The following is a 26,289-nucleotide window of genomic DNA, read 5'->3' as shown; positions in this document are numbered from 1 at the left end:
CTTCCGCGCGTGCCTGCAGGTTCCGCGGTCAGTGATCCTGTTCGCCGATCCGGTGCACGTGAATCATGTTGGTGGACCCCACGGTTCCCGGGGGCGCCCCGGCGACGATGACCACCACGTCGCCCTCTTTGAGCCGCCCGATACGCAGCAGCTGGTGATCGACCTGGTCGATCATGTGGTCGGTGGTGTCCACGTGGTCGACGATGAAAGTCTCGGTGCCCCAACTCAATGCGAGCTGACTGCGCACTTCCTGGGTCGGCGTGAAGGCGAGCAACGGCAGCCGTGAGTGCAGGCGTGCGAGCCGTCGCACCGTGTCGCCGGACTGGGTGAATGCGACCAACGCCTTCACCTCGAGACGTTCGCCGATGTCGCGCGCCGCCAACGAGATGATGCCGCGCTTGGTGCGCGGGACGTGCGACAGCGGCGGCACCTCACGCGACCCGCTCTCGACGGTCTCGGCGATGCGATCCATCGTCTGCACCGCCTCGATCGGGTACTTGCCGACCGAGGTCTCACCCGACAGCATGACCGCGTCCGCACCGTCGAGCACGGCGTTGGCGACGTCGGAGGCCTCGGCGCGGGTCGGGCGACTGTTCTCGATCATCGAATCCAGCATCTGCGTCGCGACGATGACCGGTTTGGCGTTCTCCCGGGCCATCTGGATCGCCCGCTTCTGCACCAACGGCACCTCTTCGAGCGGCAGCTCGACACCGAGATCACCGCGCGCCACCATGATGGCGTCGAACGCCAGCACGATCGACTCCAGGTTCTCGATCGCCTCCGGCTTCTCCAGCTTGGCGATGACCGGGACCCGACGGTCCTTGCGGTCCATGACCTCGTGGACGAGTTCGATGTCGGCCGGGCTGCGCACGAACGACAGCGCGATCATGTCCACGCCCAGGTCGAGGGCGAACTCCAGATCGGCGATGTCCTTCTCCGAGAGCGCGGGCACCGAGACGTTCACACCCGGGAGCGACAACCCCTTGTTGTTGCTCACCGGACCACCCTCGGTGACCCGGCACACCACATCGTTGCCGTCGACGGCGGTGACCACCAGGCCGACCTTGCCGTCGTCGACAAGCAGACGATCGCCCGGCTTGGCGTCGTCGGCGAGATGCGCGTACGTGGTCGACACCCGGTCGTGTGTGCCGACGATGTCGTCGACGGTCACGCGCACCTCTTCGCCGGTGGCCCACAGAACCTCACCGTTGGGCGCACCGGTGTCCTCGAATTTCCCCAGGCGAATCTTGGGGCCCTGCAGGTCGGCGAGTATGCCGACCGCCTTCTCCGCGGCATCACCGGCCTTGCGCACTCGCGCATAGACCCCACGATGGTCATCGTGGGTGCCGTGGCTCATGTTCATACGGGCCACATCCATGCCGGCCTCGACAAGCTCTTTGAGCTTCTCGTCCGAGCTCGTCGCAGGTCCCAGGGTGCAGACAATCTTGGTTCGACGTGTCACTGTGCTCACCTTAGTCGGGTTGGTACGCCATCTCTATCGCGGCAGGTGGCGGCCCCCAACGTCACCTGCACGTCACTTTCCCCGACCCGGCCGGACTTTTCGCCGGTTTGGTCGATACACCGAAGGTCAGCGCACCGACAGTGGCAGCGTCCGCGGACGTACCGGCGACGGCAGATCCGACGCGCCCATCAGGAACTCGTCGACGGCCCGAGCGGTCGAACGCCCCTCGGCGATCGCCCACACCACCAGGGATGCACCCCGATGCGCATCCCCGCACACGTACACGCCGGGTGCGTCGGTCTGCCAGTCGCTGCCACAGGAGAGGTTACCCCGCCGATCAGGCTCGAGTTGCAGATCGTCGAGCAGCGGACCTCGCCGTACGCCGGCGAATCCGATCGCGAACAACGCCATGTCGCAAGGGATCTCGAACTCCTCGCCGACCGGGGTGACCACCCGGCGGCCATCAGCCTCGCGGGTCACCTCGACCTCGGCGAGCACCATCGTGGTGACGTTGCCCGCCGAGTCGCCGACGAAACGCTGCACGGCGACCTGGAATCGGCGTTCTCCGCCCTCGGCGTGCGCCGACGACGTCCGCATCACCAGCGGCCAGGTGGGCCACGGTGAGCGGGTGTCGTCGCGGTCGGTGGGCAGTTCCGGGTTGTAGTCGAGTTGCACCACCGACGCCGCACCCTGCCGGTGCGCCGTCCCGAGACAGTCCGCGCCGGTGTCGCCGCCACCGATGATGACGACGTGCTTGCCCGCTGCGGAGATCGGCGACGGTCCGTCACCCTCGCATTCCTTGTTCGCCGGCACGAGATGCTCCATGGCGAGGTGCACACCTGCGAGTTCGCGTCCGGGTACCCGGTTGTCGCGCCCCTCCATCGCGCCGATGGCGAGGACCACGGCATCGTGGCGCGCCCGCAGTTCGGCCACCGCGAGGTCGGTGCCGACATCGCAGTTGACGACGAAGTCTGTTCCCTCCGCGCGCATCTGGGCGATACGGCGATCGATGTCGGATTTCTGCAGTTTGTACTCGGGGATGCCGTAGCGCAGCAGCCCGCCGAGACGGTCGTCGCGCTCGTAGACCGTGACGTCGTGGCCCGCCCGGGTCAGTTGCTGTGCGGCCGCCAGACCCGCCGGCCCCGACCCGACCACACCGACCGATCTCCCCGACCGGGAAGCGGGCGGTTCCGGTCCGATGATGCCCTCGGCCCACGATTCGTGGGCAATCGTCTTCTCGATCCGCTTGATGGTGACGCTGCCGCCGGTGGAGCGCTCCGAGATGGACAGCACGCACGCGGATTCGCACGGCGCAGGACAGATCGTGCCGGTGAACTCCGGGAAGTTGTTGGTCGCATGCAGCCGACTGCTCGCGGCATCCCAGCGCCCGCGACGGACCAGGTCGTTCCATTCCGGGATGAGATTGCCCAGCGGGCATCCCGCGGTGCCGGAATGACAGAACGGGATACCGCAATCCATACAGCGGCGAGCCTGTTCGGAGACCTCCGCCAGTTCGCGCAGCGGGTTTTCGTCGTGTGCGTAGACATCGTCCCAGTCCTGCACCCGCTCCGCGACCGGGCGATAGCGAGCCTCTCGCTTGGAGATGTCCAGGAATCCGCGTGGGTCAGCCACGAGCCGCCTCCATGATCGCTGAATCGACGTCGCGTCCCTCGGCTTCGGCCATCTGGGCGGCATCGAGCACTCGCCGGTAATCGGTCGGCATCACCTTGGTGAAGGCCACGCATCGTCGCGGCCAGTCGGCGAGCAGCGAAGCACCGATCGCCGACCCGGTGAGCTCGGTGTGTGACGAGATGATGTCGTACAGGAACCGCAGATCGTCGGGGTCGGGTCGGAGCAGTTCCACCAAGGCGCCGTTGACCTTTGCCGGATCCAGATCGCGGACATAGGCGATACCTCCCGACATCCCGGCCGCGAGGTTGCGACCGGTGGGTCCGAGGATCACCACCCGTCCGCCGGTCATGTACTCGCAGGCATGGTCGCCGACCCCCTCGACGACCGCCGTCGCGCCGGAGTTGCGCACCGAGAACCGCTCGCCGACCCGTCCGCGCAGATACACCTCGCCCGAGGTGGCGCCGTAGAGAATGGTGTTGCCCGCGATCACCTGGTCCTCGGCGACGAACCGCGCGTCGGTATCGGGCGCCACGACAATCTTGCCGCCGCACAACCCTTTTCCGACATAGTCGTTGGTGTCACCGTGCAGACGCAGGGTGACACCAGGCGGCAGGAACGCGCCGAGCGACTGGCCCGCCGACCCGGTCAGTTCGACGACGATGGTGTCCTCGGCGAGCCCCTCGGCGCCATAGCGTCGCGTCACCTCCGAGCCCAGGAGTGTGCCGACGGTCCGGTTGACGTTGCGCACCGGCAGTTCCAGCGTCACCGGGTGTGCGTCTTCGAGGGCCCCCTCGGCGAGCTGGATCATGGTCTGGTCCAGGGCCCGCTCGAGACCGTGTTCCTGGCCGCGCATCCGGCGGGTCGGCCCCTTGTCCTCGTGTCTGCGGAAGATCGGCGACAGGTCCAGCCCCTTGCTCTTCCAATGGGCCACCGCGGCATCGGTGTGGAGCCGCTGGGATTGTCCGATGGCCTCGTCGAGGGTCCGATACCCCAACTGCGCCAGGTATTTGCGCACATCTTCGGCGATGAACCGGAAGAAGTTGACCAGATGCTCGGCCTGCCCGGTGAACCGGGCCCGCAACTGGGGATTCTGCGTGGCCACCCCGACCGGGCAGGTGTCGAGATGACAGACCCGCATCATGATGCAGCCCGCCACGATGAGTGGCGCCGTGGAGAAGCCGTACTCCTCGGCACCGAGCAGCGCCGCCATGATGACGTCGCGTCCGGTGCGCAGTGCACCGTCACACTGCACGGTGATCCGGTCTCGTAAACCGTTGAGCATCAACGTCTGCTGGGCGTCGGCGAGCCCGATCTCCCAGGGTGTGCCGGCATGCTTGAGCGAGGTGAGCGGCGACGCCCCGGTGCCACCGTCGTGTCCGGAGATGAGCACGACGTCGGCGTGTGCCTTGGAGACACCGGTGGCCACCGTGCCCACACCCACGGCACTGACCAGCTTGACGTGGATGCGCGCGTCTGAGTTGGCGTTCTTGAGGTCGTGGATCAGTTGGGCGAGATCCTCGATCGAGTAGATGTCGTGGTGCGGTGGCGGCGAGATCAGCGCCACGCCCGGCGTGGAATGTCGTGTCTTGGCGATCCACGGGTACACCTTGTACGCCGGGAGTTGCCCGCCCTCACCGGGTTTGGCCCCCTGCGCCATCTTGATCTGGATGTCGGTGGCATTGATCAGATAGTCGCTGGTGACGCCGAAGCGACCGGAGGCGACCTGTTTGACGGCGCTGCGACGCTCCGGGTCGTAGAGGCGGTCGACATCCTCACCACCCTCACCGGAGTTCGAGCGCCCGCCGATGCGGTTCATGGCGATCGCGATCGTCTCGTGCGCCTCCGCGGAGATCGACCCATAACTCATCGCACCGGTGTTGAACCGCTTCATGATCGCCTCGACGGGTTCCACCTCGTCGAGTGGGACCGGGTCGCGATCGGCGAGGTCGAAGTCGAACAGTCCGCGGATCGTCCCACCGTCGCGGGACAGGGCGTCCACCTCGGCCGAGTACTTCGCGAACACCTCGTCCTGACCGGTGCGGGTCGCGTGCTGCAGGAGGAAGATCGTCTCGGGTGTGAACAGGTGCAGTTCGCCCTCCCGGCGATACTGATACTCACCGCCGACCTCGAGCCGCCGATAGACCTGCTCGGTCGGGTTGTCGGGGAACGCCCGATGATGCCGGACGCGCACCTCTTCGGCGAGTTCGTCCAGGCCGACACCCTCGATCCGCGAAACGGTCCGGGTGAAATACTCCTTGACCACCGCCGACGAGAGTCCGACCGCCTCGAATGCCTGTGACGCGGTGTACGACCCGATCGTGGAGATGCCCATCTTGCTCATCACCTTGAGCACGCCCTTGCCCAGCGCCTCGATGTAGTTGCGGCAGGCCTTCGGCCCGGACACCCCGGTCAGCTCGCCCTCGGCGATCAGATCGTCGATGGATTCCAGCGCCAGGTACGGATTGACCGCTGCCGCACCGAAACCGATCAGCAACGCGATGTGGTGTACCTCGCGTGCGTCGCCGGACTCCACGACGAGTGCCACCTTGGTGCGTTCCCTGGTGCGCACCAGATGGTGATGAACCGCCGAGATCGCCAGCAACGACGGAATCGGCGCACGATCGCGGTCGGTGTGCCGGTCGGAGATCACCAAGGTGGTGTGCCCTTCGGCGATCGCCTGACTCGCCCGGGTACGTAGATCCTCCAGTGCCGCAGCCAAACCGGGACCACCGTCGACGACCGGATACAACCCGTGCAGCACCTTGGCCGACAGTCCGGGGTTGTCGCCGTCGTCGTTGATGTGCACGAGTTTGGCGAGGTCGTCGTTGTCGATGACCGGCCAGTGCAACAGGATCTGACGGCACGACGCCGCCGTCGGGTTCAAGAGGTTCTGTTCCGGACCCATCACGCGGGCCATCGATGTCACGATCTCCTCGCGGATCGCGTCGAGCGGCGGGTTGGTCACCTGCGCGAAGAGTTCCACGAAATAGTCGTAAAGAAGTCGAGACCGCTTGGACAGCACGGCGATCGGGGTGTCCGTGCCCATCGATCCGAGTGGCTCGTACCCGGAGGCGGCCATCGGAGTGAGCAGCACCCGCAGATCCTCCTCGGTGTAACCGAACGAGATCTGACGGCGGACGACGGTGTCGTGATTCGGCTTGTAGACCGGACGGTTCGGCAGATAAGCGATGTCGAGCAGGCCCGCGTGCAGCCATTCGTCGTAGGGTTCGGCGCCGAGGAGATCACCCTTGATCTCCTCGTCCGGGACGACTCGCCCCTCGGCGGTGTCCACGAGGAACATCCGGCCCGGTTCGAGTCGGCCCTTGGCGACCACATCGTCGACCGGCACATCGAGGACCCCGGCCTCCGAGGCGAGGATCACCCGGCCGTCTCGGGTCTGCCACCACCGTCCGGGTCGCAGGCCGTTGCGGTCGAGGACCGCGCCGACCACGGTGCCGTCGGTGAAGGTCACGCAGGCCGGGCCGTCCCACGGCTCCATCAGCGAGGCGTTGAACTGCAAGAAGGCTCGCCTCTTGGGATCCATGTCCGGCACGTTCTCCCATGCCTCGGGAACCATCAGCATCACCGCGTGCGGCACGCTGCGCCCGCCGAGATGCAGCAGTTCGAGAACCTCGTCGAGTGACGCGGAGTCCGATGCCGCCGGCGTGCAGATCGGGAAGGCCCGCGCGAGGTCGCCCGGGATCAGATCGGTGGCGAGCAGGGCCTCGCGAGCCCGCATCCGATTGCGGTTGCCTCGCACGGTGTTGATCTCGCCGTTGTGCGCGACGAACCGGAAGGGATGGGCCAGCGGCCACGACGGGAAGGTGTTGGTGGAGAAGCGGGAGTGCACGATGGCGATGGCGCTGTGGCACCGGTCATCGGTCAGATCGTCGTAGTAGAGCGGTAACTGCATCGTCGTGAGCATGCCCTTGTAGACGATGGTGCGACTCGACAGAGACGGGAAGTACAGGCCGGTACCGTCGGCCTCGATCTCCGGTGTCACTCGTTCGGCCTGCTTGCGGAACGGGTAGATGTGACGGTCGAGATCCACACCGCCGATTCTCTCGGCGCCGTCGACCGGCTCCACGGTGACGAACAATTGCGCCATGTAGGGCATGCAGCGCAGCGCCGTCTCGCCGATGTCGGCCCGTTCCGGGTCCACGGGCAGTTCGCGCCAGCCCAGGATGGTGATCCCCTCGTTGTCGGCGAGTTCGGTGACACGAGCGATGGCCCGTTCCCGCTGCGCGACGTCGGTCGGCAGGAAGCAGATGCCGGAAGCGTAGGTGTTGGCCCCGTCTGCGGTCGGTGCCGGCAGATCGAAATCGGTGACGGCTCTCAACAACTCGTCGGGAAGCTGGATCAGGATGCCGGCGCCGTCACCGCTGTTGGCCTCTGCGCCGGCGGCCCCGCGATGTTCGAGGTTCTCCAACGCCAACAATCCGTCGGCGACGATCGAATGGGAACGACGTCCGTGCACGTCGGCCACCATCGCAACACCGCACGAGTCGACCTCGTGCCGGGGATCGTAGAGCCCCTGCTTGGCGGGGAGCGCAGAAAACAACATCTCGAACCTCCACTCGATTCGCTGCTGAATCGCAATGATCGATGTCCCTGGCGGGACAGCGTTGGCCCGTGGAGCGCTGGTGACCGTCAGTCGGCTGATCGCGGCACCGTGAAAGACCACTCTAGCCGACCGTCAGGTCCGACGCCGTGCCGTTCACGAGTGACGGCCTCGCCGCGTTCTTCCCCCTGGTTTGTCACCTTCCCCCGCGAGTTTGCGGGGGAAGGTGACAAACCAGGGGGAAGAACCGTGAGGGCCGCCCACCTCGACATACGGTCAGCGAGAAGGCTGGTCGTCCTCGTCGGCGTCGGTGTCCGGGTCCGACACTTCTCCGGCATCCTGGACGGGGACGAACGGTTCGGTCTCGTCGTGTGGCTGGTCCTCGTGTGACTCAGCGTCTTCTGGGTCAGCGTCTTGTGGCTCGCCCTCGTGTGCGTCGTCTTCGTCTGCGTACACGTCGTCGTAAGGCCGCTCGTACGCGTCGTCGTCGTACCATTCGTCGTCGTAGACGGCGTCCTCGTAGCGGTCGTCGACGTACCCGACGGCCCCGAGTTCGGCGAGTTCTTCGGCCCGCTCCGGGTGGTACATCGACAGCCCCATCTCACGACCTCGCGGGGCGAGCATGAAGTAGGCCGCAGCACAGGCGAACACCACGACGGCGGTGAACACGTTGATACGCACCCCGAAGATGTGTGTGGCGGGGTCCGATCGCATCAGTTCGACACCGAACCGGCCGACGCAATAGCCCGCGACGTACAGCGCGAACAGACGGCCGTGCCCGATGCGGAATCGGCGGTCGATGAGCACCAGCGCGATGACCACGAGAACGTTCCACACCAGCTCGTACAGGAAGGTCGGGTGCACGATGGCGACGACATGCCCGTTCGAGGTGCCGGAGATGAGTCCCGGGTCGGTGAATCCGTCGGCGTCCACGCGTTCGTAGATCTTCAGCCCCCAGGGCACCGTGGTCTCGCGACCGTAGAGTTCCTGGTTGAAGTAGTTGCCCAAGCGGCCGATCGCCTGGGCGAGCAGGATCGCCGGGGCCAGGGCGTCGCCGAACGGCGGCAATTTGACGCCGTGCCGTCGGGCCCCGATCCACGCGCCGAGCGCCCCGAGCAGGACAGCACCCCAGATGCCGAGTCCACCGTCCCAGATCTTCAAGGCGTCGATCGGTTCCTTGGGGCCGTCGCCGAAGTAGGTACGCCAGTCGGTTGCCAGGTGATAGAGACGCCCGCCGACCAGGCCGAAGGGCACCGCCCAGATGGCGATGTCGAGAACCTCACCATCCTGGCCGCCGCGGGCGATCCAACGACGGTTCCCCCACCAGACGGCGACGACGATGCCGACGATGATGCACAGTGCGTAGGCACGGATCGGGACGGGACCGAGGTACCACACGCCCTCCGGCGGACTCGGTATGTAGGCCAGGATCGTCGATGCGGTCGGCGTCACGCTGTCACCCTAACCGACACGCGCACCGCAGGATTCTGCCTGATCTACCGTGTCGCAGGCGCAGCGGCGCGGACACCCTCGGCGAGTTCACCGACCAGCGCGCCCAGCGCATCCGTACCGGTCTTCGCGGCACTCACGAGGGCGGAGCCGACGATGACGCCGTCGGCATAGGCGGCGATCTCGGCGGCCTGAGCGCCGCTGCGCACGCCGAGCCCCACTCCGATCGGGATGTCCGAATGCGCGCGTACCCGGGCACACAACTCCGGTGCCGCGCTCGACACCGCGTCGCGGGCACCGGTCACGCCCATCGTCGAGGCCGCGTAGACGAAGCCGCGCGATGCATCCACGGTCATCGCCAACCGCTCGTTGGTGGACGACGGTGCCACCAGATAGATCCGGTCGAGACCGAACTCGTCGGAGGCGGCGTGCCATGCCGCGCCTTCTTCGGGGATCAGATTCGGGGTGATGAGTCCGGCGCCTCCGGCGTTCACGAGATCAGAGGCGAATCGGTCGACGCCGTATTTCAGGACCGGGTTCCAGTAGGACATCACCACCGACTGTCCACCGGCGTCGGCGATCGTCTCGACCGCGGCGAACACGTCACGCACCCGCACGCCGTTGGCCAGCGCCGTGTCGGCGGCCTCCTGGATCGTCGGTCCGTCCATGACCGGATCCGAATACGGCACGCCGATCTCGATGATGTCGCATCCCGCGGCCACCATCGTCCGGAAATACTCCAGGGACTTCTCCACGGTGGGATAACCGACCGGCAGATATCCGATCAACGCGCTGCGGCCCTCTGCGCGGCATCGGGCGAACGTGGGGCCGAGTTTCGACGGTGCGGTGTGCACCACCGCGGGCGACGTGTCGGTCATGCGGGCTCTCCTGTCGATGCCGGTTCGCTCGCGTCGTCCTGCGACGGCGGCGGATCGAAGAGTCCGAACCAGTGTGCGGCGGTGTCGACGTCCTTGTCGCCGCGCCCGGACAGATTGACGACGATGATGGCGCCGTCGCCGAGTTCCGGGCCGAGCTTCAGGGCACCTGCCACCGCGTGCGCGGATTCGATGGCCGGGATGATGCCCTCACGTCGACTGAGCACCGACAGCGCGTCCATCGCCTCGGTGTCGGTGATCGGTCGGTACTCGGCGCGCCCGACGTCCTTGAGGTAGGCGTGTTCGGGTCCGACGCCCGGATAGTCCAATCCGGCCGAGATCGAATGTGACTCGATGGTCTGCCCGTCTTCGTCCTGCAACAGGTACGAGTAGGCACCCTGGAACGCACCCGGCGTCCCACCGGTGAAGGTGGCGGCATGCCTCCCGGTTTCCACACCGTCGCCCGCGGCCTCGTAGCCGACGAGGCGGACGCCTTCGTCGTCGATGAACGGGTGGAAGATGCCGATCGCATTGGAACCACCGCCGACGCAGGCGACCACCGCGTCGGGCAGCCTGCCGGCCTTCTCCTGGATCTGTGCGCGTGCCTCGAGACCGATGATCCGCTGGAAATCACGCACCATCGCCGGGAACGGGTGCGGTCCGGCCGCGGTGCCGAAGCAGTAATAGGTGTTGTGCGCGTTGGTGACCCAGTCGCGCATGGCCTCGTTGATGGCGTCCTTCAAGGTCGCCGATCCGTTGTCGACGGCGATCACCTCGGCACCGAGCAGACGCATGCGGGCGACGTTGAGTGCCTGGCGATCGGTGTCGACACGCCCCATGTAGACGATGCACTCGAGACCGAGCAGCGCACAAGCGGTGGCCGTGGCGACGCCGTGCTGACCGGCACCGGTCTCGGCGATGATGCGGGTCTTGCCCATGCGCTGTGCGAGCAGCGCCTGACCGAGGACGTTGTTGATCTTGTGCGAACCGGTGTGGTTGAGATCCTCACGTTTGAGGAAAATCCTTGCGCCACCGGCGAGTTCACGCAGGCGGGTCGCCTCGTACAACGGTGACGGACGTCCGGTGTAATCGCGCTGCAGCCGGTCGAGTTCGGCGAGATAGTCGTCGTCGCGCCGAAGCTTCTGATAGGTGGTGGTCACCTCGTCGATGACCGCCATCAGCGCTTCCGGGACATGCCGCCCGCCGTAGACGCCGAAATGCCCGCTCTCGTCGGGTTCGACGGTGGTACGGGTGGTGAGCCCGGCGCTCGCCTGCGGGTAATGAACGTCTGGGGTGTGCGTCTTGGCGGTCACGGTCTCTTCGTCTGTCTCGTGTCGGAATTGATGTGCGATCGCGACGCGGCGGGAGACCTTGTCAGCGAACAGGTTTCGGGCAGGACGGGTGGGTACCGGCGGTGACCAGTTCGGATACCGCGGCACGCGGGTCGCCGCTGGTCACGAGGCCCTCACCGACGAGTACCGCATCGGCGCCCGCGCCGGCGAACGCCAACAGGTCGGCGGTGCCACGGACGCCGGATTCGGCCACCCGGATCACCTTGGTGGGCAGTCCCGGCGCGATGCGGGCGAAGTTGTCGCGATCCACCTCGAGCGTCTTGAGGTTGCGGTTGTTGACGCCGACAACCGAGGCACCGGCTTCCAGCGCCCGGTTGGCCTCTTCCTCGGTGTGCACCTCCACGAGGGCGGTCATCCCGAGGCTCTCCGTGCGGTCGAGCAGAGAGGCCAGCACGTTCTGTTCGAGCGCGGCCACGATCAACAGGATCACGTCGGCGCCATGCGCGCGGGCCTCGTGGATCTGATACGGGCCGACGATGAAGTCCTTGCGCAGGACCGGGATGTCGACGGCCGCGCGGACCGCATCCAGATCGGCGAGGGATCCGCGGAACCGGCGCTGCTCGGTCAGCACGCTGATGATGCGCGCGCCGCCCGCTTCGTAGGCACCGGCGAGCTCGGCAGGGTCGGAGATGGCCGCCAGATCGCCCTTGGACGGACTGGCGCGCTTCACCTCGGCGATCACCCCGATGCCGGGCTGCTGGAAGGCAGCCATCGCATCCTTGGGCTCCGGGGCCCGCTGGGACGCCGCCTTGATCGCCGCGTAGTCGACCACGGCTTCACGCGCGGCGACGTCAGCTTTCACTCCGTCGAGAATGGAGTCGAGGACAGTCGGCGTACTCACAACCGGAGAGCCCCCTTTCGATGTCAGTGTGCTCTCAGGGTAGCCCGCGGTCCCCCGGCCGCCGATTCCGGGTGGCCCGCAACACCCCAGGGCCCGGACCTGCCGTCGGCGAAGCCGCGTACCGGGCGGGTGTCAGCGGCGCGGCGCGTCACCTTTCCCGAGGTCATCGCCTTTCTCGAGGTCATCGCCTCTTCCGAGGTCATCACCGTTTCCTGGGGCATCGCCGTTCGCGGGGTCATCGTCATCGGGCACATCGGTGGGGTCGATGCCCGTGTCGAGGGCGTCCCACATCATGCGTTCGTTGGCCGCAGGACCCGGGGCCGCGCTCTGGTCGGGACTGCGTTGCGATGCTTCGTCGGCGCCCTCGGCCTTGCGTTGTTCGTGCTCGGCAAAGATCTGCCGTTCCAGTTCGTCGCGGCGCGCACCCGGCGTCTGATACTTCGACGACATCGCCACACCACCGGCCACACGCAGTAGGAGGACGCCGGCCGCCACCGCGCAGATCGTGCCGACCAGGACCAGTACCGCCACCCACTTGTTCGTGGTGATCAACAGGACCTCGAACCGCCCCGGGATGTCGGCGGCCTTCGACGCGTAGTCGGTGTCGGCGCCCTCGGTGACCAGTGAGATGGCCGGGACCGCAGCGATCACACCGGCGGCCGCGACCAGGATCGCGATCACCCGCAATCCCCATCCACGCACCGAGAACGCCGCGAGGATGGCTGCCAGCAGAACCAACGCCAGTGGGGTGAGCCACGGGCTCCAATCGGAACCCTTGACGTCGAAGGTCCGCGGCGGGGCGAGTCCGTCGGCCGCGAGCACGTGCGCCCACACCAGGCGCGACGCCGACCAGAACGCGAGCGCCGCGAGCGCGAGCAGCACCGCGGCGAGCATCTGGCGTCGACGCAGATACGTCTTGGTGGCCGCGGTGACGTCGGTTCCCGACGGTGTCGAAGAGCTCATCGGTTCGCCCGCTCCCCCACTCGACGCATCGTCGCGGCCGCGGCGATGGCATTGAGGACGGCGGTGGCCTTGTTGCGCGCCTCGTTGTACTCGTACTCCGGCTCGCTGTCGGCGACCACACCACCTCCCGCCTGGACGTAGGCCTTGCCGTCGGCCATCAACGCCGTGCGGATTGCGATCGCCGTGTCGGCGTCACCGGCGAAATCGAGGTAGCCGACGATTCCGCCGTACAGGCCGCGACGGGTCAGCTCGTGCTCGTCGATGAGTTCCATCGCCCGGACCTTCGGCGCGCCGGTCAGGGTCCCGGCCGGGAAGCAGGCGGTGACAGCGTCGAGCGCGTGCCGGTCGTCACGCAGGGTGCCCGACACCGTCGACACCAGATGCATCACATGGCTGTACCGCTCCACATGGCGGTAGTCGCTGACCTTGACCGTGCCCGGAGTGCACACCCGTCCCAGGTCGTTGCGTCCGAGATCGACGAGCATCAGGTGCTCGGCGTTCTCCTTCTCGTCCTCGACGAGTCCCTTGGCGAGGAGCTGGTCCTCTTCCTCGGTCTTGCCACGCCAACGCGTACCGGCGATGGGGTGGGTGGTCGCGACCCGGTCGGTCACCGTGACCAGTGCTTCCGGGCTGCTGCCGACGATCGTGAACGGGGTGCGCTCACCCACGGCGGGCATCCGGAGCAGATACATGTACGGGCTCGGATTCGATGCCCGCAGCACGCGATACACGTCGATCGGGTCGGCGTCGCTGTCCATCTCGAAACGCTGGGACGGGACCACCTGGAACGCCTCACCGGCCTCGATCTCGCCGACGAGGTCGACGACGATGTCGCTGTACTCGGCCAGCGTGCGCTGGGACCGGTAGTCGGGGGCGGGTCGGTCGAACGACGACACGGTCGACGGGGCGGGCGCGGCCAGCGCATCGGCCATCCGGTCCAGACGTGCGACCGCATCGGCGTACGCCTCTTCGGCGCGTTCGGAGGAACCGTCCCAGTTGACCGCGTTGGCGATGAGCGTGATGGTGCCCTCGTGATGGTCGACGGCGGCCAGGTCGGTGGCCAGCAGCATCATCATGTCGGGCAGCCCGAGGTCGTCGACCGTCGTCTCCGGGAGACGTTCGATGCGACGCACCATGTCGTAGGCGAAGAACCCGACGAATCCTCCGGTCAACGGAGGCATGTCGGGCAGCGGATCGGTGGCCAGCAGACGCAGCGACTCGGCGAGCGCCTCGAGCGGGTCTCCGCCGTCGGGAGCGCCGTTGGGCACCTCGCCCCACCAGCGCGCCTCCCCGTCGACCACGGTGAGCGCCGACGGTGAGTGGGCACCGATGAACGACCAGCGAGACCAGGACCGCCCGTTCTCGGCCGACTCGAGCAGGAAGGTTCCCGGTCGGTCACCGGCGAGTTTGCGGTAGGCCGACAGTGGGGTCTCCGAGTCGGCGAGCACCTTGCGGGTCACCGGGACGACGCGATGGTCGGCTGCCAGGTCGAGGAACTCGGCGAGGGTCGTGCCGGAGGAGTTCACGCCGGGGGCACTCATCCGAGCGGCTCGCCGCCGACGCCCCACTGGTGGCGGGGTACCTCGGTGATCGTCACCCACACCGAGTCCGGATTCTTCCCGGTGGCCTTGGCGTAGGCCTCGGTCACCGCCGCGATGGTCTCCCGCTTGATCCGGTCGCTGAGTCCGGGGGTCTGCGAGATCTGGATCAACGGCACGACGCCGTCACCACCTTCCTTGTCGACTGGTCGGCATTCATTCTCCGTCGACCGATGCGAACCGCAGCGTCGGGGTGTCGAAGCAGCTGTGATTGCCCGTGTGGCAAGCCGCACCGACCTGGTCGACGACGAGCAGCACGGTGTCGCCGTCGCAGTCGAGCCGAGCGTCGTGCACGTACTGCGTGTGCCCGCTGGTCTCGCCTTTCACCCAGTACTGCTGCCGGGAGCGCGAGTAGTACGTGGCGCGCCGGGTGGCCAGGGTGCGTTCGAGGGCCGTGTCGTCCATCCACGCCACCATGAGCACGGTGCCGGTGTCGCGTTCTTGCGCGACCGCGGTGAACAGTCCGTCGGCGTTGCGCTTGAGGCGCGCGGCCAGATCCGGGTCCAGAGCCATCAGCGAACCTCGATTCCCTCGGTTGCCATCGCCGACTTGACCTCCGGGATGGTCAACTCGCCGAAGTGGAAGACCGACGCGGCGAGCACGGCGTCGGCACCGGCGTGCACCGCCGGCGCGAAATCGCCGACCGCGCCCGCACCTCCGCTGGCGATCACCGGGACGTGCACCTCGGCACGAACCGCGGCCAACATCCGCAGGTCGAAACCGCGCTTGGTGCCGTCGGCGTCCATCGAGTTGAGCAGGATCTCACCGACCCCGAGTTCTTGTCCACGCCTTGCCCATTCGACGGCGTCGATACCGGTGCCACGGCGTCCTCCGTGGGTGGTGACCTCCCACCCCGACGGCGTCGGTTCCGACCCCTCGGGCACGGTCCGCGCATCGACCGACAACACGATGCACTGGGAGCCGAAACGCCTGCTCATCTCGCCGAGGACCTCCGGACGGGCGATGGCGGCGGTGTTGACGCTCACCTTGTCGGCCCCGGCCCGCAGCATCGCGTCGACGTCGTCGACGGTCCGGATGCCGCCACCCACGGTCAGCGGGATGAAGATCTGGTCGGCGGTGCGTTTGACGACCTCGATCATCGTCGCGCGACCGGAACTCGACGCAGTGACGTCGAGGAAGGTGAGTTCGTCCGCACCCTCGCCGTCGTAGCGCGAGGCCAGTTCCACCGGATCACCTGCGTCACGCAGGTTCTGGAAGTTGACGCCCTTCACCACCCGGCCGTCGTCCACATCGAGGCAGGGGATGACGCGAATCGCGACGGTCATGAGTGTCCTCCGAATTCTTCTGGCCGCGTTGCCCATTCGTCACCGGCAACCGATCCGATCACGGCCATGAGCTCCTCGTGCACACCGGGCGCACCGGCGACGATCGAGGTCGAGCGCGCCGACCACGGCGTCCCACCGAGGTCGGTGACGACGCCCCCGGCCGCCCGCACGAGAGCCGCACCGGCCGCGTTGTCCCAGGCATGCCGCCCGAACACGACTGCACCGCCGAAGATCCCGGCCGCGGTGAATGCCAGATCGATGCCCGTGCTGCCGGTCATCCGCAGCCGGGCCACCCGGCTGCTCAGAGCCGCCATCACCTCGGCGCGCACCGCACCCGGATACCGCCCGGCATGGCCGACCGTGAACGGTCCGTAGGCCACTGCGGCCGAACCGAGGTCGGCGTGGCCGAGTTGCTCGGCCGGAGCGCCGTCGATCATCAGCGGGCCGTCGACGTGACCGGCGAAACGCTTGCCCTGCAACGGCAGCCAGGTGAGGCCGAGGACGGGTTCGCCGTCGACCAGCAGGCCGAGCAGGATGCCGGTCAACGGCATGCCCGTCGAATAGTTGTAGGTTCCGTCGACCGGGTCGAGGACCCACACCGCACCGTCGGTGACCTCCGGACCGCCGTACTCCTCACCGTGCACCGGCAACTGGGTGCGGTCGGTGAGTTCCGCGGTGATGCGTCGTTCGAGATCGAGGTCGACCTGGGTGGCGAAATCGGTGGGGCTCTTGGCGATCACACTCGATGCGCCGACACCGGAGACGAAGTCATCGCTCACCGCGTCCAGCACCGACCCCGCGACGTCGAGCAGTCGCGGGTAGTCCAGGTCCGGGACGTGTGTGGTCATGTCCCTGAGACGGCCGAGAGTGCCTCGGGCAGGGTGAACCGACCGGCGTAGAGCGCCTTGCCGACGATCGCCCCCTCGACCCCCTTCTCGACGAGCCCGGCAATGGCGACCAGATCGTCGAGCGCGGAGACGCCGCCCGACGCGACGATCGGCGCCGAGGTGGCCGCGGCCACCTCGGCCAGCAGCTCGAGGTTCGGTCCGGCCAGGGTGCCGTCCTTCGAGACGTCGGTGACCACGTAGCGGGCGCATCCGTCGCCGTCGAGACGTTCGAGCACCTCCCATAGGTCACCACCGTCGGTCACCCATCCGCGACCACGCAGCCGGTAGGAATCGCCTTCCCGGATGACGTCGAGACCGACCGCGATGCGATCGCCATACCGCTCGATCGCGCGGGCACACCACTGCGGGTTCTCCAGCGCTGCGGTACCGAGATTGACGCGTGTGCAGCCGGTGCCCAGCGCGGCCGCGAGCGAGTCGTCGTCGCGGATGCCACCGGAGAGTTCGACCTTCACGTCGAGTTCGCCGACCACGTCCGCGAGCAACTCGCGGTTGTTGCCTCGGCCGAATGCCGCGTCGAGGTCGACGAGGTGAATCCATTCGGCGCCATCGGTCTGCCAGGCCAGAGCGGCCTCACGGGGCGAGCCGTAGGAGGTCTCGGTCCCCGCCGCGCCCTGGACGAGGCGGACGGCCTGACCGTCGGCGACGTCGACGGCGGGCAGGAGTTCAAGCGAGTTACCCATCGGTGGAGGTGTTCCTGTCTGTCGGGGGTTCGGTGTTCGTCGGCAGATTCGGTAGGCGCTGTGCATCTCGTGCGGCACGCAGGTCACGTTCGGCCGTGTCGACCATCCGGCGCGACACGGTCCCGATCACGGCGATCATCGTCACCACTGCGACGAAGGCACCGACGAGTCCGGCGATCGGCGACCACTGCGCGAGCAGCAAGATGATCGGGACGGCCACGATCAGTACCACCACGCCCGCTCCGAGGGAGAACAGGACGAACCTGCCGAAGGAGAACGACGTGGTCGGCCGCTGATCGTCGGTGCTCACGCCAGGGACCGCACCCAGTTGCGGAGCAGATGCGCCCCGGCGTCGCCGGACTTCTCCGGATGGAACTGGGTGGCACACAGGGCACCGTTCTCGATGGCCGCGAGAAACCGCCCACCATGGGTTGCCCACGTCAGCTTCGGTGCGGCCAGCGCCGTGCCCTCGTTGTCCAACTCCCAGGTCTGCGCCGCGTAGGAGTGCACGAAGTAGAACCGGGTGTCGTCGTCGAGACCGTCGAAGAGCACCGAGCCGCCGGGTGCCTCGACGGTGTTCCAGCCCATGTGCGGCAACACTTTTGCCGGCAACTGACTGACCGTGCCGGGCCATTCCCCGCACCCGTCGGCTTCCACACCGAACTCGACACCGCGTTCGAACAGGATCTGCATACCCACGCAGATGCCGAGCACCGGCCGTCCACCGGCGAGGCGCTGTCCGATGATGCGGTCTCCCTGCACGGCCTTGAGCCCCTCCATGCACGCCGCGAAGGCGCCCACGCCGGGGACCACGAGACCGTCGCAGTCGGTCGCGGCCGCGCGGTCGTGGGTCACGGTCACCGTGGCGCCTGCCCGTTCGAGCGCACGCTGCGCCGAACGCAGGTTGCCCGAGCCGTAATCGAGGATGGTGACGTTCGGGTTGGTCACAGCGCGCCCTTCGTCGACGGCACACCGCTCACCCGCGGGTCGCGCTCGGTCGCCGCACGCAGCGCACGGGCCACCGCCTTGAACTCGGCCTCGGTGATGTGGTGCTGGTCGCGCCCGTAGAGGACACGTACGTGCAGGGCGATTCGCGCGTTGAGCGCGATCGACTCGAACACGTGCCGATTGATCACCGTCGAGTAGGGCACGCCCGGGTAGCCGCCGATCACCGCGGTCAGCAGGTGCTCGGGCTCACCGGTGTGCACGCAGTACGGCCGGCCGGAGACGTCGACGACGGCGTGCGCGAGAGTCTCGTCCATCGGTATGTAGCAGTCGCCGAAGCGGCGGATGCCCTTCTTGTCACCGAGCGCCTCGCCGAGCGCCTGGCCCAACACGATGGCGGTGTCCTCGATCGTGTGGTGCCCCTCGACCTCGACGTCGCCGTTCGCCTCGACGGTGAGGTCGAAACTGCCGTGCTGACCGAAGGCGGTGAGCATGTGGTCGAAGAACGCGATCCCGGTGGAGATGTTGGTGACGCCGGTGCCATCGAGGTTCAGCTCGACGATGATCGACGACTCCTTGGTCGCACGTTCGACGCGGGCGGTGCGCGGGGTTGCGGGTGTGGTCACTTACCCATTCTCCAGATCTGTGGACGCGAGGGTTCTGCTGACATCGAGGAAGGCGTCGTTCTCGGCTGCGAGACCGATGGTGACGCGCAGGTATCCGGGGATACCGACGTCACGGATCAGCACACCACGGTCGAGGTAGCGCTGCCAGGACGCCGACGCATCGGTGAAGTGGCCGAACAAGACGAAGTTGGCGTCGGAGTCGATGACCCGGAACCCGGCGGCGGCGAGCTCGGCGACGACGCGTGTGCGTTCGGCGATGATCGCGGCCACCCCGGCGAGGGTCTCGTCGCTGTGCCGCAAGGCCGCGCGCGCGGCGGCCTGGGTCAACACCGACAGGTGATACGGAAGACGCACCAGCAGCAGGGCCTCGACGATGGCCGGTGCCGCGGCCAGATAGCCGAGGCGGCCGCCGGCGAACGCGAACGCCTTGCTCATGGTGCGGCTCACGACGACCTTGGCCGGATACTCGTCGATGAGCACGGCGGCACTCGGCTGTGCGGAGAACTCGCCGTACGCCTCGTCGACGATCACGATGCCCGGCGCCGCCTCGACGATGCGGCGCAGATCATCGAGCGCGATCGAGCCGCCGGTCGGATTGTTGGGTGACGTCACGAACACCACGTCGGGACGGCGCGCCTCCACCTCGCCCACCGCGTAGTCGACGTCGACGCCGAAGTCGTCGGTTCGCTTGGCCTCCACCCACGTGGTGTCGGTGCCGTCGGAGATGATCGGGTGCATCGAGTAGGACGGCACGAATCCCAGGGCGCTGCGGCCCGGTCCGCCGAACGCCTGCAGGAGCTGCTGCAGGATCTCGTTGGAACCGTTGGCCGCCCACAGGTTCTCGACCGTGAGCGCCACACCGGTCGCGCGACTCAGGTAGGCGGCGAGATCGGTACGCAGGGCCACCGCGTCCCGGTCCGGATAGCGATGCAGTGCGGCCGCGGCCGCACGCGCGGACTCGGCGACGTCGTCGATCAGCGCGGGCGTCGGCGGGTGCGGGTTCTCGTTGGTGTTGAGCACCACCGGCACCTTGAGTTGCGGTGCGCCATAAGCACTCTTGCCGCGCAGGTTGTCACGCAACGGCAGGTCGTCGACCGTGATGGCCGAGCCGGGCACGGCCGCCGTGTCGTCGGGGACCACCCGGTCGGTCGCGGTCACGATGCCCCGCCGTTCACGAAGCGCTGCTTGACCGCATCCCCATGTCCGGGAAGGTCTTCGGCGTCGGCGAGGGTGACGACCCGGTCGGCGACGTCGCGCAATGCGGCCTCGTCGTAGTCGATGACGTGCACTCCCTTGAGGAACGTCTGCACCGACAACCCGGATGCGAATCGAGCCGAACCCGACGTCGGCAGAACGTGATTGGAACCGGCGCAGTAGTCGCCGAGACTCACCGGTGCGTACGGCCCGACGAAGATCGCACCCGCATTGGTGATCCGGTCGGCCACCGCCGCGGCATCACGGGTCTGGATCTCGAGGTGCTCGGCCGCGTAGGCGTCGACCACCGCGATCCCGGCCTCGAGGTCGTCGACGAGCACGATGCCCGACTGCTCGCCGCTCAGGGCGGTGGTCACCCGCTCGCGGTGCTTCGTCGTCGCGACCTGCTGATCCAACGCCGCGTCGACGGCATCGGCCAGGTCGGCGCTGTCGGTGACGAGTACCGACGCCGCGAGGACGTCGTGTTCGGCCTGGCTGATCAGGTCGGAGGCGAGGATGCCCGCATCGGCCGAGTCGTCGGCGAGGATGGCGATCTCGGTGGGGCCGGCCTCGGAGTCGATGCCGACGGTTCCGCGACACAGCCGCTTGGCGGCGGTCACGTAGATGTTGCCGGGGCCGGTGATGAGGTCGACGGGGTCGAGAACCGAATTCGGCTCGTCGGCCTCATCGGTGTCCTGCCCGCCGTAGGCGAGCAGCGCGACGGCCTGCGCCCCACCGACCGCCCAGACCTCGTCGACGCCGAGCAATGCGCACGCGGCCAGGATCGTCGGGTGCGGCTGTCCGCCGAAGTCCTTCTGCGGGGGCGAGGTGACCACCAGCGACCCGACGCCTGCCTCTTGTGCGGGCACCACGTTCATGATCACGCTCGACGGATAGACCGCGTTGCCGCCCGGCACGTACAGGCCGACGCGACGCACCGGGATCCACTTCTCACTGACCGTGCCACCGTCGACGACCTGGGTCTTCGTGGTGGTGCGACGCTGGTCGGCGTGCACCGTGCGCGCCCGGGTGATGGACTCACGCAAGGCGTCGGCGATCGACGGGTCCAGCGCCTCGAGGGCATCGGCGATGGCCTTCGCGGGCACCCGCACCGATGCGGGTCGGGCACCGTCGAACCGCTCCCCGTACTCCAGGGCTGCCTCGGCACCCCGATCCGCGACCGCATGGACCACCGGCGCCACCGTGTCGAGAACGGCGTTGACGTCGGTGCCCCCGCGGGGCAGAGCGCGACGCAGTTCGGCGAGCGTCGGGGTGCTACCGCGCAGGTCGGTTCGGGCGAGCATGATCTCTCCTGTGTGGGCTGGGGGTTCCCGTCCAGGATATGGGGTCGCGCCACCTGGTTTCGAATCCGCCTGTTTCACGGCCGCGCCACGGGGCTTCGAACGCGGAACTGAATCCGGATTCGTAGTAGTTATGCGCCTCTGATGCGGGTTGTCACTACGAAGTCGCGTCAGTGCCCGGGAGCCGGGATGTCCAATCCCAGGTCGAGCGCGGTGACCGAATGCGTCAGTGCGCCGACGGCCAGGTAGTCGACTCCCGTGCCGGCGTAATCGGCGGCCTGGTCAAGACTCAGTCCTCCCGAGCTCTCGAGCTTGGTCTCCGGCGACCGGGTGTTGCGACGCTGCACCGCGGTCTGCGTCGCCCAGAGCTCGAAGTTGTCGAGGAGCACGAGTTGCGGCTGCAACGGCAACACCTCGTCGAGCTGGGCCAGCGAATCCACCTCCACCTCGACCGGCAGATCCGGAGCGGCGGAGCGGATCGCCTCATAGGCGGCGCGCACCGAACCAGCGGCGGCCACGTGGTTGTCCTTGATCAGCGCGGCGTCGCCGAGGCCCATCCGGTGGTTGACACCGCCACCGGCGCGGACTGCGTACTTCTGCAGGGACCGCATGCCGGGCAGCGTCTTTCGCGAGTCCCGAATACGTGCACGGGTGCCGTCGACCGCATCCACCCAGCAGGCGGTCGCGGTGGCGATCCCGGACAGATGGCAGATCAGGTTCAACGCGGTCCGTTCCGCGGTCAGCAACGACGCCGTCGGCGCGCTCACGCGCAGCACCACGTCCCCTGCCGCCACATGCGTGCCGTCGGTCACGGACTCGACGACCTGATAGGCGTCGACGCCGATGACCTCGTCGAAGACGGCCAACACGACCGGCACCCCGGCCACGACGCCGTCGGCGCGACTGACGATCGCCGCGTCGGTGACCGCACCGCCGGGCACGGTCGCACCGGTGGTGACGTCGGGACCGTAGCGCAGGTCCTCGTCGAGCGCTGTGCGGATCAACGCCCGGACTTCGTCGTCGACGACAGCGCTCAGCTCGTCGTCGGCTGTCGCCTGACCGACGAAGCCCTGATCGGCCACGCCGCTACTCACCGGAGCCCGGGTTCCCGATCGCGATCATCCGTTCCACGCTCTGCCGAGCACGCTCGGCGACCTCGGGTGCGACATGGACTTCGTCGCGACCCTCGCGCAGAGCACGCAGCAGCGCGGCCGGGGTGATCATCTTCATGTACGGGCACGAGGCACGATCATTGACAGGCTGGAAGTCGATACCCGGCGCGGCCTTGCGAAGCTGGTGCAGCATGCCGACCTCGGTCGCGACCAAGACCTGGGTGGCCCCGGTCTCGCGCGCGGCGTCGATCATGCCGCCCGTGGAGAGGATCTTCACCCGGCCGTCGGGCACGGCGCCCTCACCGGCGAGGTAGAGGGCCGAGGTGGCACATCCGCACTCGGGGTGGATGAACAGGTCGGCATCGGGGTGCGACTGCGCCTGCTCGGTCAGCTCGTCACCGTTGATCCCCGCGTGCACGTGGCACTCGCCTGCCCAGATGTGGATGTTGTCGCGGCCGGTCTCGCGCTTCACATGCGCACCGAGGAACTGGTCCGGCAGGAACAGCACGTCGCGGTCGGCGTCGATGGAGGCGACCACGTCGACGGCGTTCGACGACGTGCAGCAGATGTCGGTGAGTCCCTTGACCTCGGCCGTGGTGTTCACATACGAGACGACGACCGCATCGGGGAAATCGGCTTTCCACGCACGCAGATCGTCGGCGGTGATCGAGTCGGCGAGCGAACAGCCTGCCCGCGCATCCGGGATCAGCACCCTCTTCTCGGGGCTGAGGATCTTGGCGGTCTCGGCCATGAAGTGCACGCCACAGAAGACGATCTCGTCGGAATCGACCTCCGCGGCGATACGGGACAGCGCCAACGAGTCGCCCACGTGGTCGGCGACGTCCTGGATCGCCGGAAGTTCGTAGTTGTGCGCGAGCAGCGTCGCGTTGCGGGCCCGCGCCAGGCGACGGACCTCGTCGGCCCATTCCTCGGTGGGCTCGACACCGGAATACCCACCCGGACCATCGATCCACACCGTCGACTCCGATTCGGCCGATGTTGCCGGCCGATCGCTGGTGATGCTCATCTGCCACTCCCTCTGGCGGTCGTCCTCGAGTCACGGGCTGTGCGTCGAGGCAGGTTTTCGACTCATGATCGAAAACACTGCCATCGTAACACCGGTCACACTCGCGGCATTCCCGTGGGCGATTCGAGTAGTCCACTACGCGTTACGCGCGGAAATCGCCGACCTAGCGTCAGCCATGTGAATAACCGACCGCGCCGACCCCGCCGACGCTGACCCGATTGTGAGCAGCACGATGACCGTCTCCCCCACGACCTTCTCACCCGCCCCTGGTTTCGTGCAGTCCCCCATCCAGTCGACCCCCGTCCCATCGACCCCCCTCCAATCGACGAGGGCCACTCCTTCGGCCGACGCACGAACCCGACGACGCGAAATGGCACTCGCACGGCTGGCCGCCCGACGCATGCCGTTGCCGCCGGTCGGATCGAGCACCGAAGCCCGTGACCCCCGGCGTGGTCGGCAGCCCGACCGCACCCATGCGCACATGCACCTCGTCGTCGACGAGCCGGCGCCCACCACCCCGCGTCCGGTTCCGCCGCCCCCGCCGCTCACGCCGCCGCCGGGACAGGAGGATCGTCCTCGCCCCGAACTGACCCAGCGCGAGGTCCAGGTGATCCGGACCTGGTTGCTCACCGATTCCAAAATCCTTGTCGCACAGGAATTGAACATCTCGGTCGGCACCGTGAACACGCATCTGACCCGTATCCGGGCCAAATACGCCGGAGTGGGCCGCACCGCCCGGACGAAGGCCTCGCTGGCCGCACGTGCGATTCAGGACGGGTTGTTGTCGCTGGACGAACTCTGACCGTCGCCCGCGCGGTCGCGTCGCGCGGCGATGGCGTCGACGCACCATACAATCGACGCCATGCCGACACCCCTGCCCTCGTCATCGAGCACCGACGGGGTGTCGTCGGATGTCCGCGTGGAGGTCCTGACCGCGGTGTTCCAGGTCCGCGTGGTCGATCCCGCCAGCGCACCCGTGCTCTGCGTGCTGCTCGCTCGCGCCGAGGCCTCCGACGAATGGTCGCTGCCCGGTGGGGACGTCACCCCCGACGAAACGCTGGAGACCAGCGCCCGACGGCTCGTCGCGGCTCTCGACATCGGCACCATCGCCCATCTGGAGCAGCTCGCGGTGTTCTCCGCACCGGATCGTGTGCCCGATGCGCGCACCATCGCCTCGACCTACCTCGGGCTCATCCCGACCGACGAGTCGGCGACCGGCACCGCCACATGGCACCCGGTCGACGATCTGCCAGAGTTGGCGTTCGACCACCGGCAGATCGTGGTGGCCGCGCGCCATCGGCTGGCGGCCAAGTTGTCCTACACCAACATCGCGTTCGCCTTGGCGCCGGCGCGATTCCCGATGTCGGAGCTGTCCGAGATCTATTGCGCCGCACTTGGTTACCCGGTCGACACGACCAATCTGCTGCGCATCCTGAGTCGTCGGGCGGTGGTGGTCGCCACCGGAACGGTGGGTAAGACCGGCCGGTCGGGCGGGCGGCCGCCCGCGTTGTATCAGTTCGCCGATTCGCGGCTTCGGGTCACCGACGAGTTCGCGACCCTGCGCCCGCCGATGTGAGTGCGTCCGTCCTCGTCGTCGACGATCAGGCGGGCTGACCGGTCGGCTCCGACGGCCCGGCCGAGACCTCGTACAGGTCGCCGACCCCGAGGTCGGCGTGGCGCGAGGCCAGGGCGAGCCCGAGATAGACCAGGGCCGCCGCCAGCGGAGCGCACACGAAGATCGCCCACGGGCCACCCGCGCCGCCGCGGACCGCTCCGTCGAGCCAGAGGTCGGGGACCACATCGAAGGCCGCCCCCGCCGGAAGCGAGCGCGGGTCGTCGAAGCGCACGTCGGCGACCCACGTGCCGACGAGCGCGGCGATCGCTGCGCCGACGAAGGTCGACGCCGCCACCACCAGAGCGCCCAGCGGGCCGCGCCACTGCCGACTCGTCAGCCACGCGACCACGACCGCGATCACGCCGTACCCGAAGAGCACCACCGCGAAGGTGGCCACGCCGGCGAACTCGTCCGGGAACTGTTCGGCCGGGATGATCGCCGAGTCGTCGCCGACGACGCGGCCCGTCATCGCCGGGGTGATCATCGCCCAGAGTGCCCCCGCGACGGCCCCGAGCAGGATGACCGACACGACGACGGCCACCAGCGGACCGACCGGGCGCTGCGGTGCGGACCGTCGCGTGTAGTCGGCGTTCGTCACCGCTGCCCCAGCTCGGTCGAGTCGACGGTGCCGTGACGCGAACAACGCGCGCCCCACCCGTCGGGACGGACCTGCACCACCATCCGCCGACCACACTGCCCGCAGAAGCGGGGCGGCTCGAGGCCCAGGCGCGCGGCGGCGGGGATCGTGTCCGGGGACTCGAGTTCGAGTTCGGTCCCGGTGTAGACGCCGAACCGGCACGGTTCGGCAAGCGGTCCGGGCACCGGCAGCGACGTGCCCGGGGCTGTCATCGGAGAAGTCACC

24 protein-coding genes and 1 pseudogene are annotated in these 26,289 nt (G+C 67.9%); 2 read left to right on the top strand and 23 right to left on the bottom strand.

Translation table 11 applies throughout. From position 1 onward, the window contains the following. Nucleotides 1-28: 28 nt before the first annotated feature. From pyk to nadA, 21 genes and pseudogenes are all read right to left on the bottom strand, one after another. Nucleotides 29-1,462 carry a pyruvate kinase gene (gene pyk, locus AAFP35_RS21865; RefSeq protein ID WP_419223762.1) on the bottom strand — a complete coding sequence of 478 codons (1,434 nt, stop codon included), beginning with the start codon at nucleotides 1,460-1,462 and terminating at the stop codon, nucleotides 29-31. A gap of 126 nt (nucleotides 1,463-1,588) precedes the next feature. After that, a complete protein-coding gene (locus tag AAFP35_RS21860; protein ID WP_419223761.1) occupies nucleotides 1,589-3,094 on the bottom strand; it encodes a glutamate synthase subunit beta in 1,506 nt (501 codons plus the stop codon). After that, complete coding sequence (gene gltB, locus AAFP35_RS21855; RefSeq protein WP_419223760.1) at nucleotides 3,087-7,658, bottom strand: glutamate synthase large subunit; 4,572 nt, start codon at nucleotides 7,656-7,658, stop codon at nucleotides 3,087-3,089. The genes AAFP35_RS21860 and gltB overlap by 8 nt, the downstream gene beginning before the upstream one ends. Nucleotides 7,659-8,167: 509 nt before the next feature. Then, nucleotides 8,168-9,086, bottom strand: a pseudogene (gene lgt / locus AAFP35_RS21850) (prolipoprotein diacylglyceryl transferase); the annotation flags it as partial. Between the two features lie 65 nt (nucleotides 9,087-9,151). After that, complete coding sequence (gene trpA, locus AAFP35_RS21845; RefSeq protein WP_419223759.1) at nucleotides 9,152-9,982, bottom strand: tryptophan synthase subunit alpha; 831 nt, start codon at nucleotides 9,980-9,982, stop codon at nucleotides 9,152-9,154. After that, the gene (trpB, locus tag AAFP35_RS21840) at nucleotides 9,979-11,292 is read right to left on the bottom strand and encodes a tryptophan synthase subunit beta (RefSeq protein WP_419223758.1); all 1,314 of its coding nucleotides are present in this window, start codon (nucleotides 11,290-11,292) and stop codon (nucleotides 9,979-9,981) included. The genes trpA and trpB overlap by 4 nt, the downstream gene beginning before the upstream one ends. 61 nt (nucleotides 11,293-11,353) lie before the next feature. Then, a complete protein-coding gene (gene trpC / locus AAFP35_RS21835; RefSeq protein ID WP_419223757.1) occupies nucleotides 11,354-12,172 on the bottom strand; it encodes an indole-3-glycerol phosphate synthase TrpC in 819 nt (272 codons plus the stop codon). A 132-nt stretch (nucleotides 12,173-12,304) separates the two neighbouring features. Further along, nucleotides 12,305-13,135 (bottom strand): TIGR02234 family membrane protein, encoded by an 831-nt coding sequence (locus AAFP35_RS21830; RefSeq protein ID WP_419223756.1) that lies wholly within the window; start codon nucleotides 13,133-13,135, stop codon nucleotides 12,305-12,307. Further along, on the bottom strand, nucleotides 13,132-14,676 hold the full coding sequence (locus AAFP35_RS21825) for an anthranilate synthase component I (RefSeq protein ID WP_419223755.1): 1,545 nt from the start codon (nucleotides 14,674-14,676) through the stop codon (nucleotides 13,132-13,134). The genes AAFP35_RS21830 and AAFP35_RS21825 overlap by 4 nt, the downstream gene beginning before the upstream one ends. Beyond that, nucleotides 14,673-14,852: a tautomerase family protein gene (locus AAFP35_RS21820; RefSeq protein WP_419223754.1), complete on the bottom strand. Its 180-nt coding sequence runs from the start codon at nucleotides 14,850-14,852 to the stop codon at nucleotides 14,673-14,675. The genes AAFP35_RS21825 and AAFP35_RS21820 overlap by 4 nt, the downstream gene beginning before the upstream one ends. 37 nt (nucleotides 14,853-14,889) lie before the next feature. Next, nucleotides 14,890-15,246, bottom strand: a complete 357-nt coding sequence (hisI, locus tag AAFP35_RS21815) for a phosphoribosyl-AMP cyclohydrolase (RefSeq protein WP_419223753.1) — start codon at nucleotides 15,244-15,246, stop codon at nucleotides 14,890-14,892. Then, the gene (gene hisF / locus AAFP35_RS21810) at nucleotides 15,246-16,019 is read right to left on the bottom strand and encodes an imidazole glycerol phosphate synthase subunit HisF (RefSeq protein ID WP_419223752.1); all 774 of its coding nucleotides are present in this window, start codon (nucleotides 16,017-16,019) and stop codon (nucleotides 15,246-15,248) included. Before hisF ends, hisI begins: the two co-directional genes overlap by 1 nt. Further along, on the bottom strand, nucleotides 16,016-16,867 hold the full coding sequence (locus AAFP35_RS21805; RefSeq protein WP_419223751.1) for an inositol monophosphatase family protein: 852 nt from the start codon (nucleotides 16,865-16,867) through the stop codon (nucleotides 16,016-16,018). Before AAFP35_RS21805 ends, hisF begins: the two co-directional genes overlap by 4 nt. Beyond that, nucleotides 16,864-17,607, bottom strand: a complete 744-nt coding sequence (priA, locus tag AAFP35_RS21800; protein WP_419223750.1) for a bifunctional 1-(5-phosphoribosyl)-5-((5-phosphoribosylamino)methylideneamino)imidazole-4-carboxamide isomerase/phosphoribosylanthranilate isomerase PriA — start codon at nucleotides 17,605-17,607, stop codon at nucleotides 16,864-16,866. The genes AAFP35_RS21805 and priA overlap by 4 nt, the downstream gene beginning before the upstream one ends. After that, entirely contained in the window at nucleotides 17,600-17,917 is a 318-nt protein-coding gene (locus tag AAFP35_RS21795) for a hypothetical protein (protein WP_419223749.1), read from the bottom strand. Before AAFP35_RS21795 ends, priA begins: the two co-directional genes overlap by 8 nt. Continuing rightward, nucleotides 17,914-18,555, bottom strand: coding sequence for an imidazole glycerol phosphate synthase subunit HisH (gene hisH, locus AAFP35_RS21790; protein ID WP_419223748.1), 642 nt, complete (start codon nucleotides 18,553-18,555; stop codon nucleotides 17,914-17,916). Before hisH ends, AAFP35_RS21795 begins: the two co-directional genes overlap by 4 nt. Beyond that, complete coding sequence (hisB, locus tag AAFP35_RS21785) at nucleotides 18,552-19,178, bottom strand: imidazoleglycerol-phosphate dehydratase HisB (RefSeq protein ID WP_419223747.1); 627 nt, start codon at nucleotides 19,176-19,178, stop codon at nucleotides 18,552-18,554. The genes hisH and hisB overlap by 4 nt, the downstream gene beginning before the upstream one ends. Next, entirely contained in the window at nucleotides 19,179-20,336 is a 1,158-nt protein-coding gene (locus tag AAFP35_RS21780; protein WP_419223746.1) for a histidinol-phosphate transaminase, read from the bottom strand. Continuing rightward, on the bottom strand, nucleotides 20,333-21,676 hold the full coding sequence (gene hisD, locus AAFP35_RS21775; protein WP_419223745.1) for a histidinol dehydrogenase: 1,344 nt from the start codon (nucleotides 21,674-21,676) through the stop codon (nucleotides 20,333-20,335). The genes AAFP35_RS21780 and hisD overlap by 4 nt, the downstream gene beginning before the upstream one ends. Nucleotides 21,677-21,843: 167 nt before the next feature. After that, on the bottom strand, nucleotides 21,844-22,767 hold the full coding sequence (gene nadC, locus AAFP35_RS21770) for a carboxylating nicotinate-nucleotide diphosphorylase (RefSeq protein ID WP_419223744.1): 924 nt from the start codon (nucleotides 22,765-22,767) through the stop codon (nucleotides 21,844-21,846). Then, entirely contained in the window at nucleotides 22,760-23,812 is a 1,053-nt protein-coding gene (nadA, locus tag AAFP35_RS21765; RefSeq protein WP_419223743.1) for a quinolinate synthase NadA, read from the bottom strand. Before nadA ends, nadC begins: the two co-directional genes overlap by 8 nt. A gap of 232 nt (nucleotides 23,813-24,044) precedes the next feature. Between nadA and AAFP35_RS21760 the strand changes: the two genes are divergently transcribed. Both AAFP35_RS21760 and AAFP35_RS21755 read left to right on the top strand, forming a co-directional pair. Beyond that, nucleotides 24,045-24,614 (top strand): response regulator transcription factor, encoded by a 570-nt coding sequence (locus AAFP35_RS21760; protein WP_419223742.1) that lies wholly within the window; start codon nucleotides 24,045-24,047, stop codon nucleotides 24,612-24,614. Between the two features lie 60 nt (nucleotides 24,615-24,674). Continuing rightward, entirely contained in the window at nucleotides 24,675-25,388 is a 714-nt protein-coding gene (locus AAFP35_RS21755) for an NUDIX hydrolase (protein WP_419223741.1), read from the top strand. A 25-nt stretch (nucleotides 25,389-25,413) separates the two neighbouring features. Here AAFP35_RS21755 and AAFP35_RS21750 read toward each other — a convergent pair whose 3' ends face one another. Next, the gene (locus AAFP35_RS21750) at nucleotides 25,414-26,025 is read right to left on the bottom strand and encodes a DUF2567 domain-containing protein (protein WP_419223740.1); all 612 of its coding nucleotides are present in this window, start codon (nucleotides 26,023-26,025) and stop codon (nucleotides 25,414-25,416) included. Continuing rightward, nucleotides 26,022-26,276: a hypothetical protein gene (locus AAFP35_RS21745; RefSeq protein ID WP_419223739.1), complete on the bottom strand. Its 255-nt coding sequence runs from the start codon at nucleotides 26,274-26,276 to the stop codon at nucleotides 26,022-26,024. The genes AAFP35_RS21750 and AAFP35_RS21745 overlap by 4 nt, the downstream gene beginning before the upstream one ends. Nucleotides 26,277-26,289 lie beyond the last annotated feature (13 nt).

The organism is Gordonia sp. CPCC 206044 (assembly GCF_048537895.1).
Taxonomy (GTDB): Bacteria; Actinomycetota; Actinomycetes; order Mycobacteriales; family Mycobacteriaceae; genus Gordonia.
This window is presented reverse-complemented; position numbering and strand designations above follow the sequence as displayed.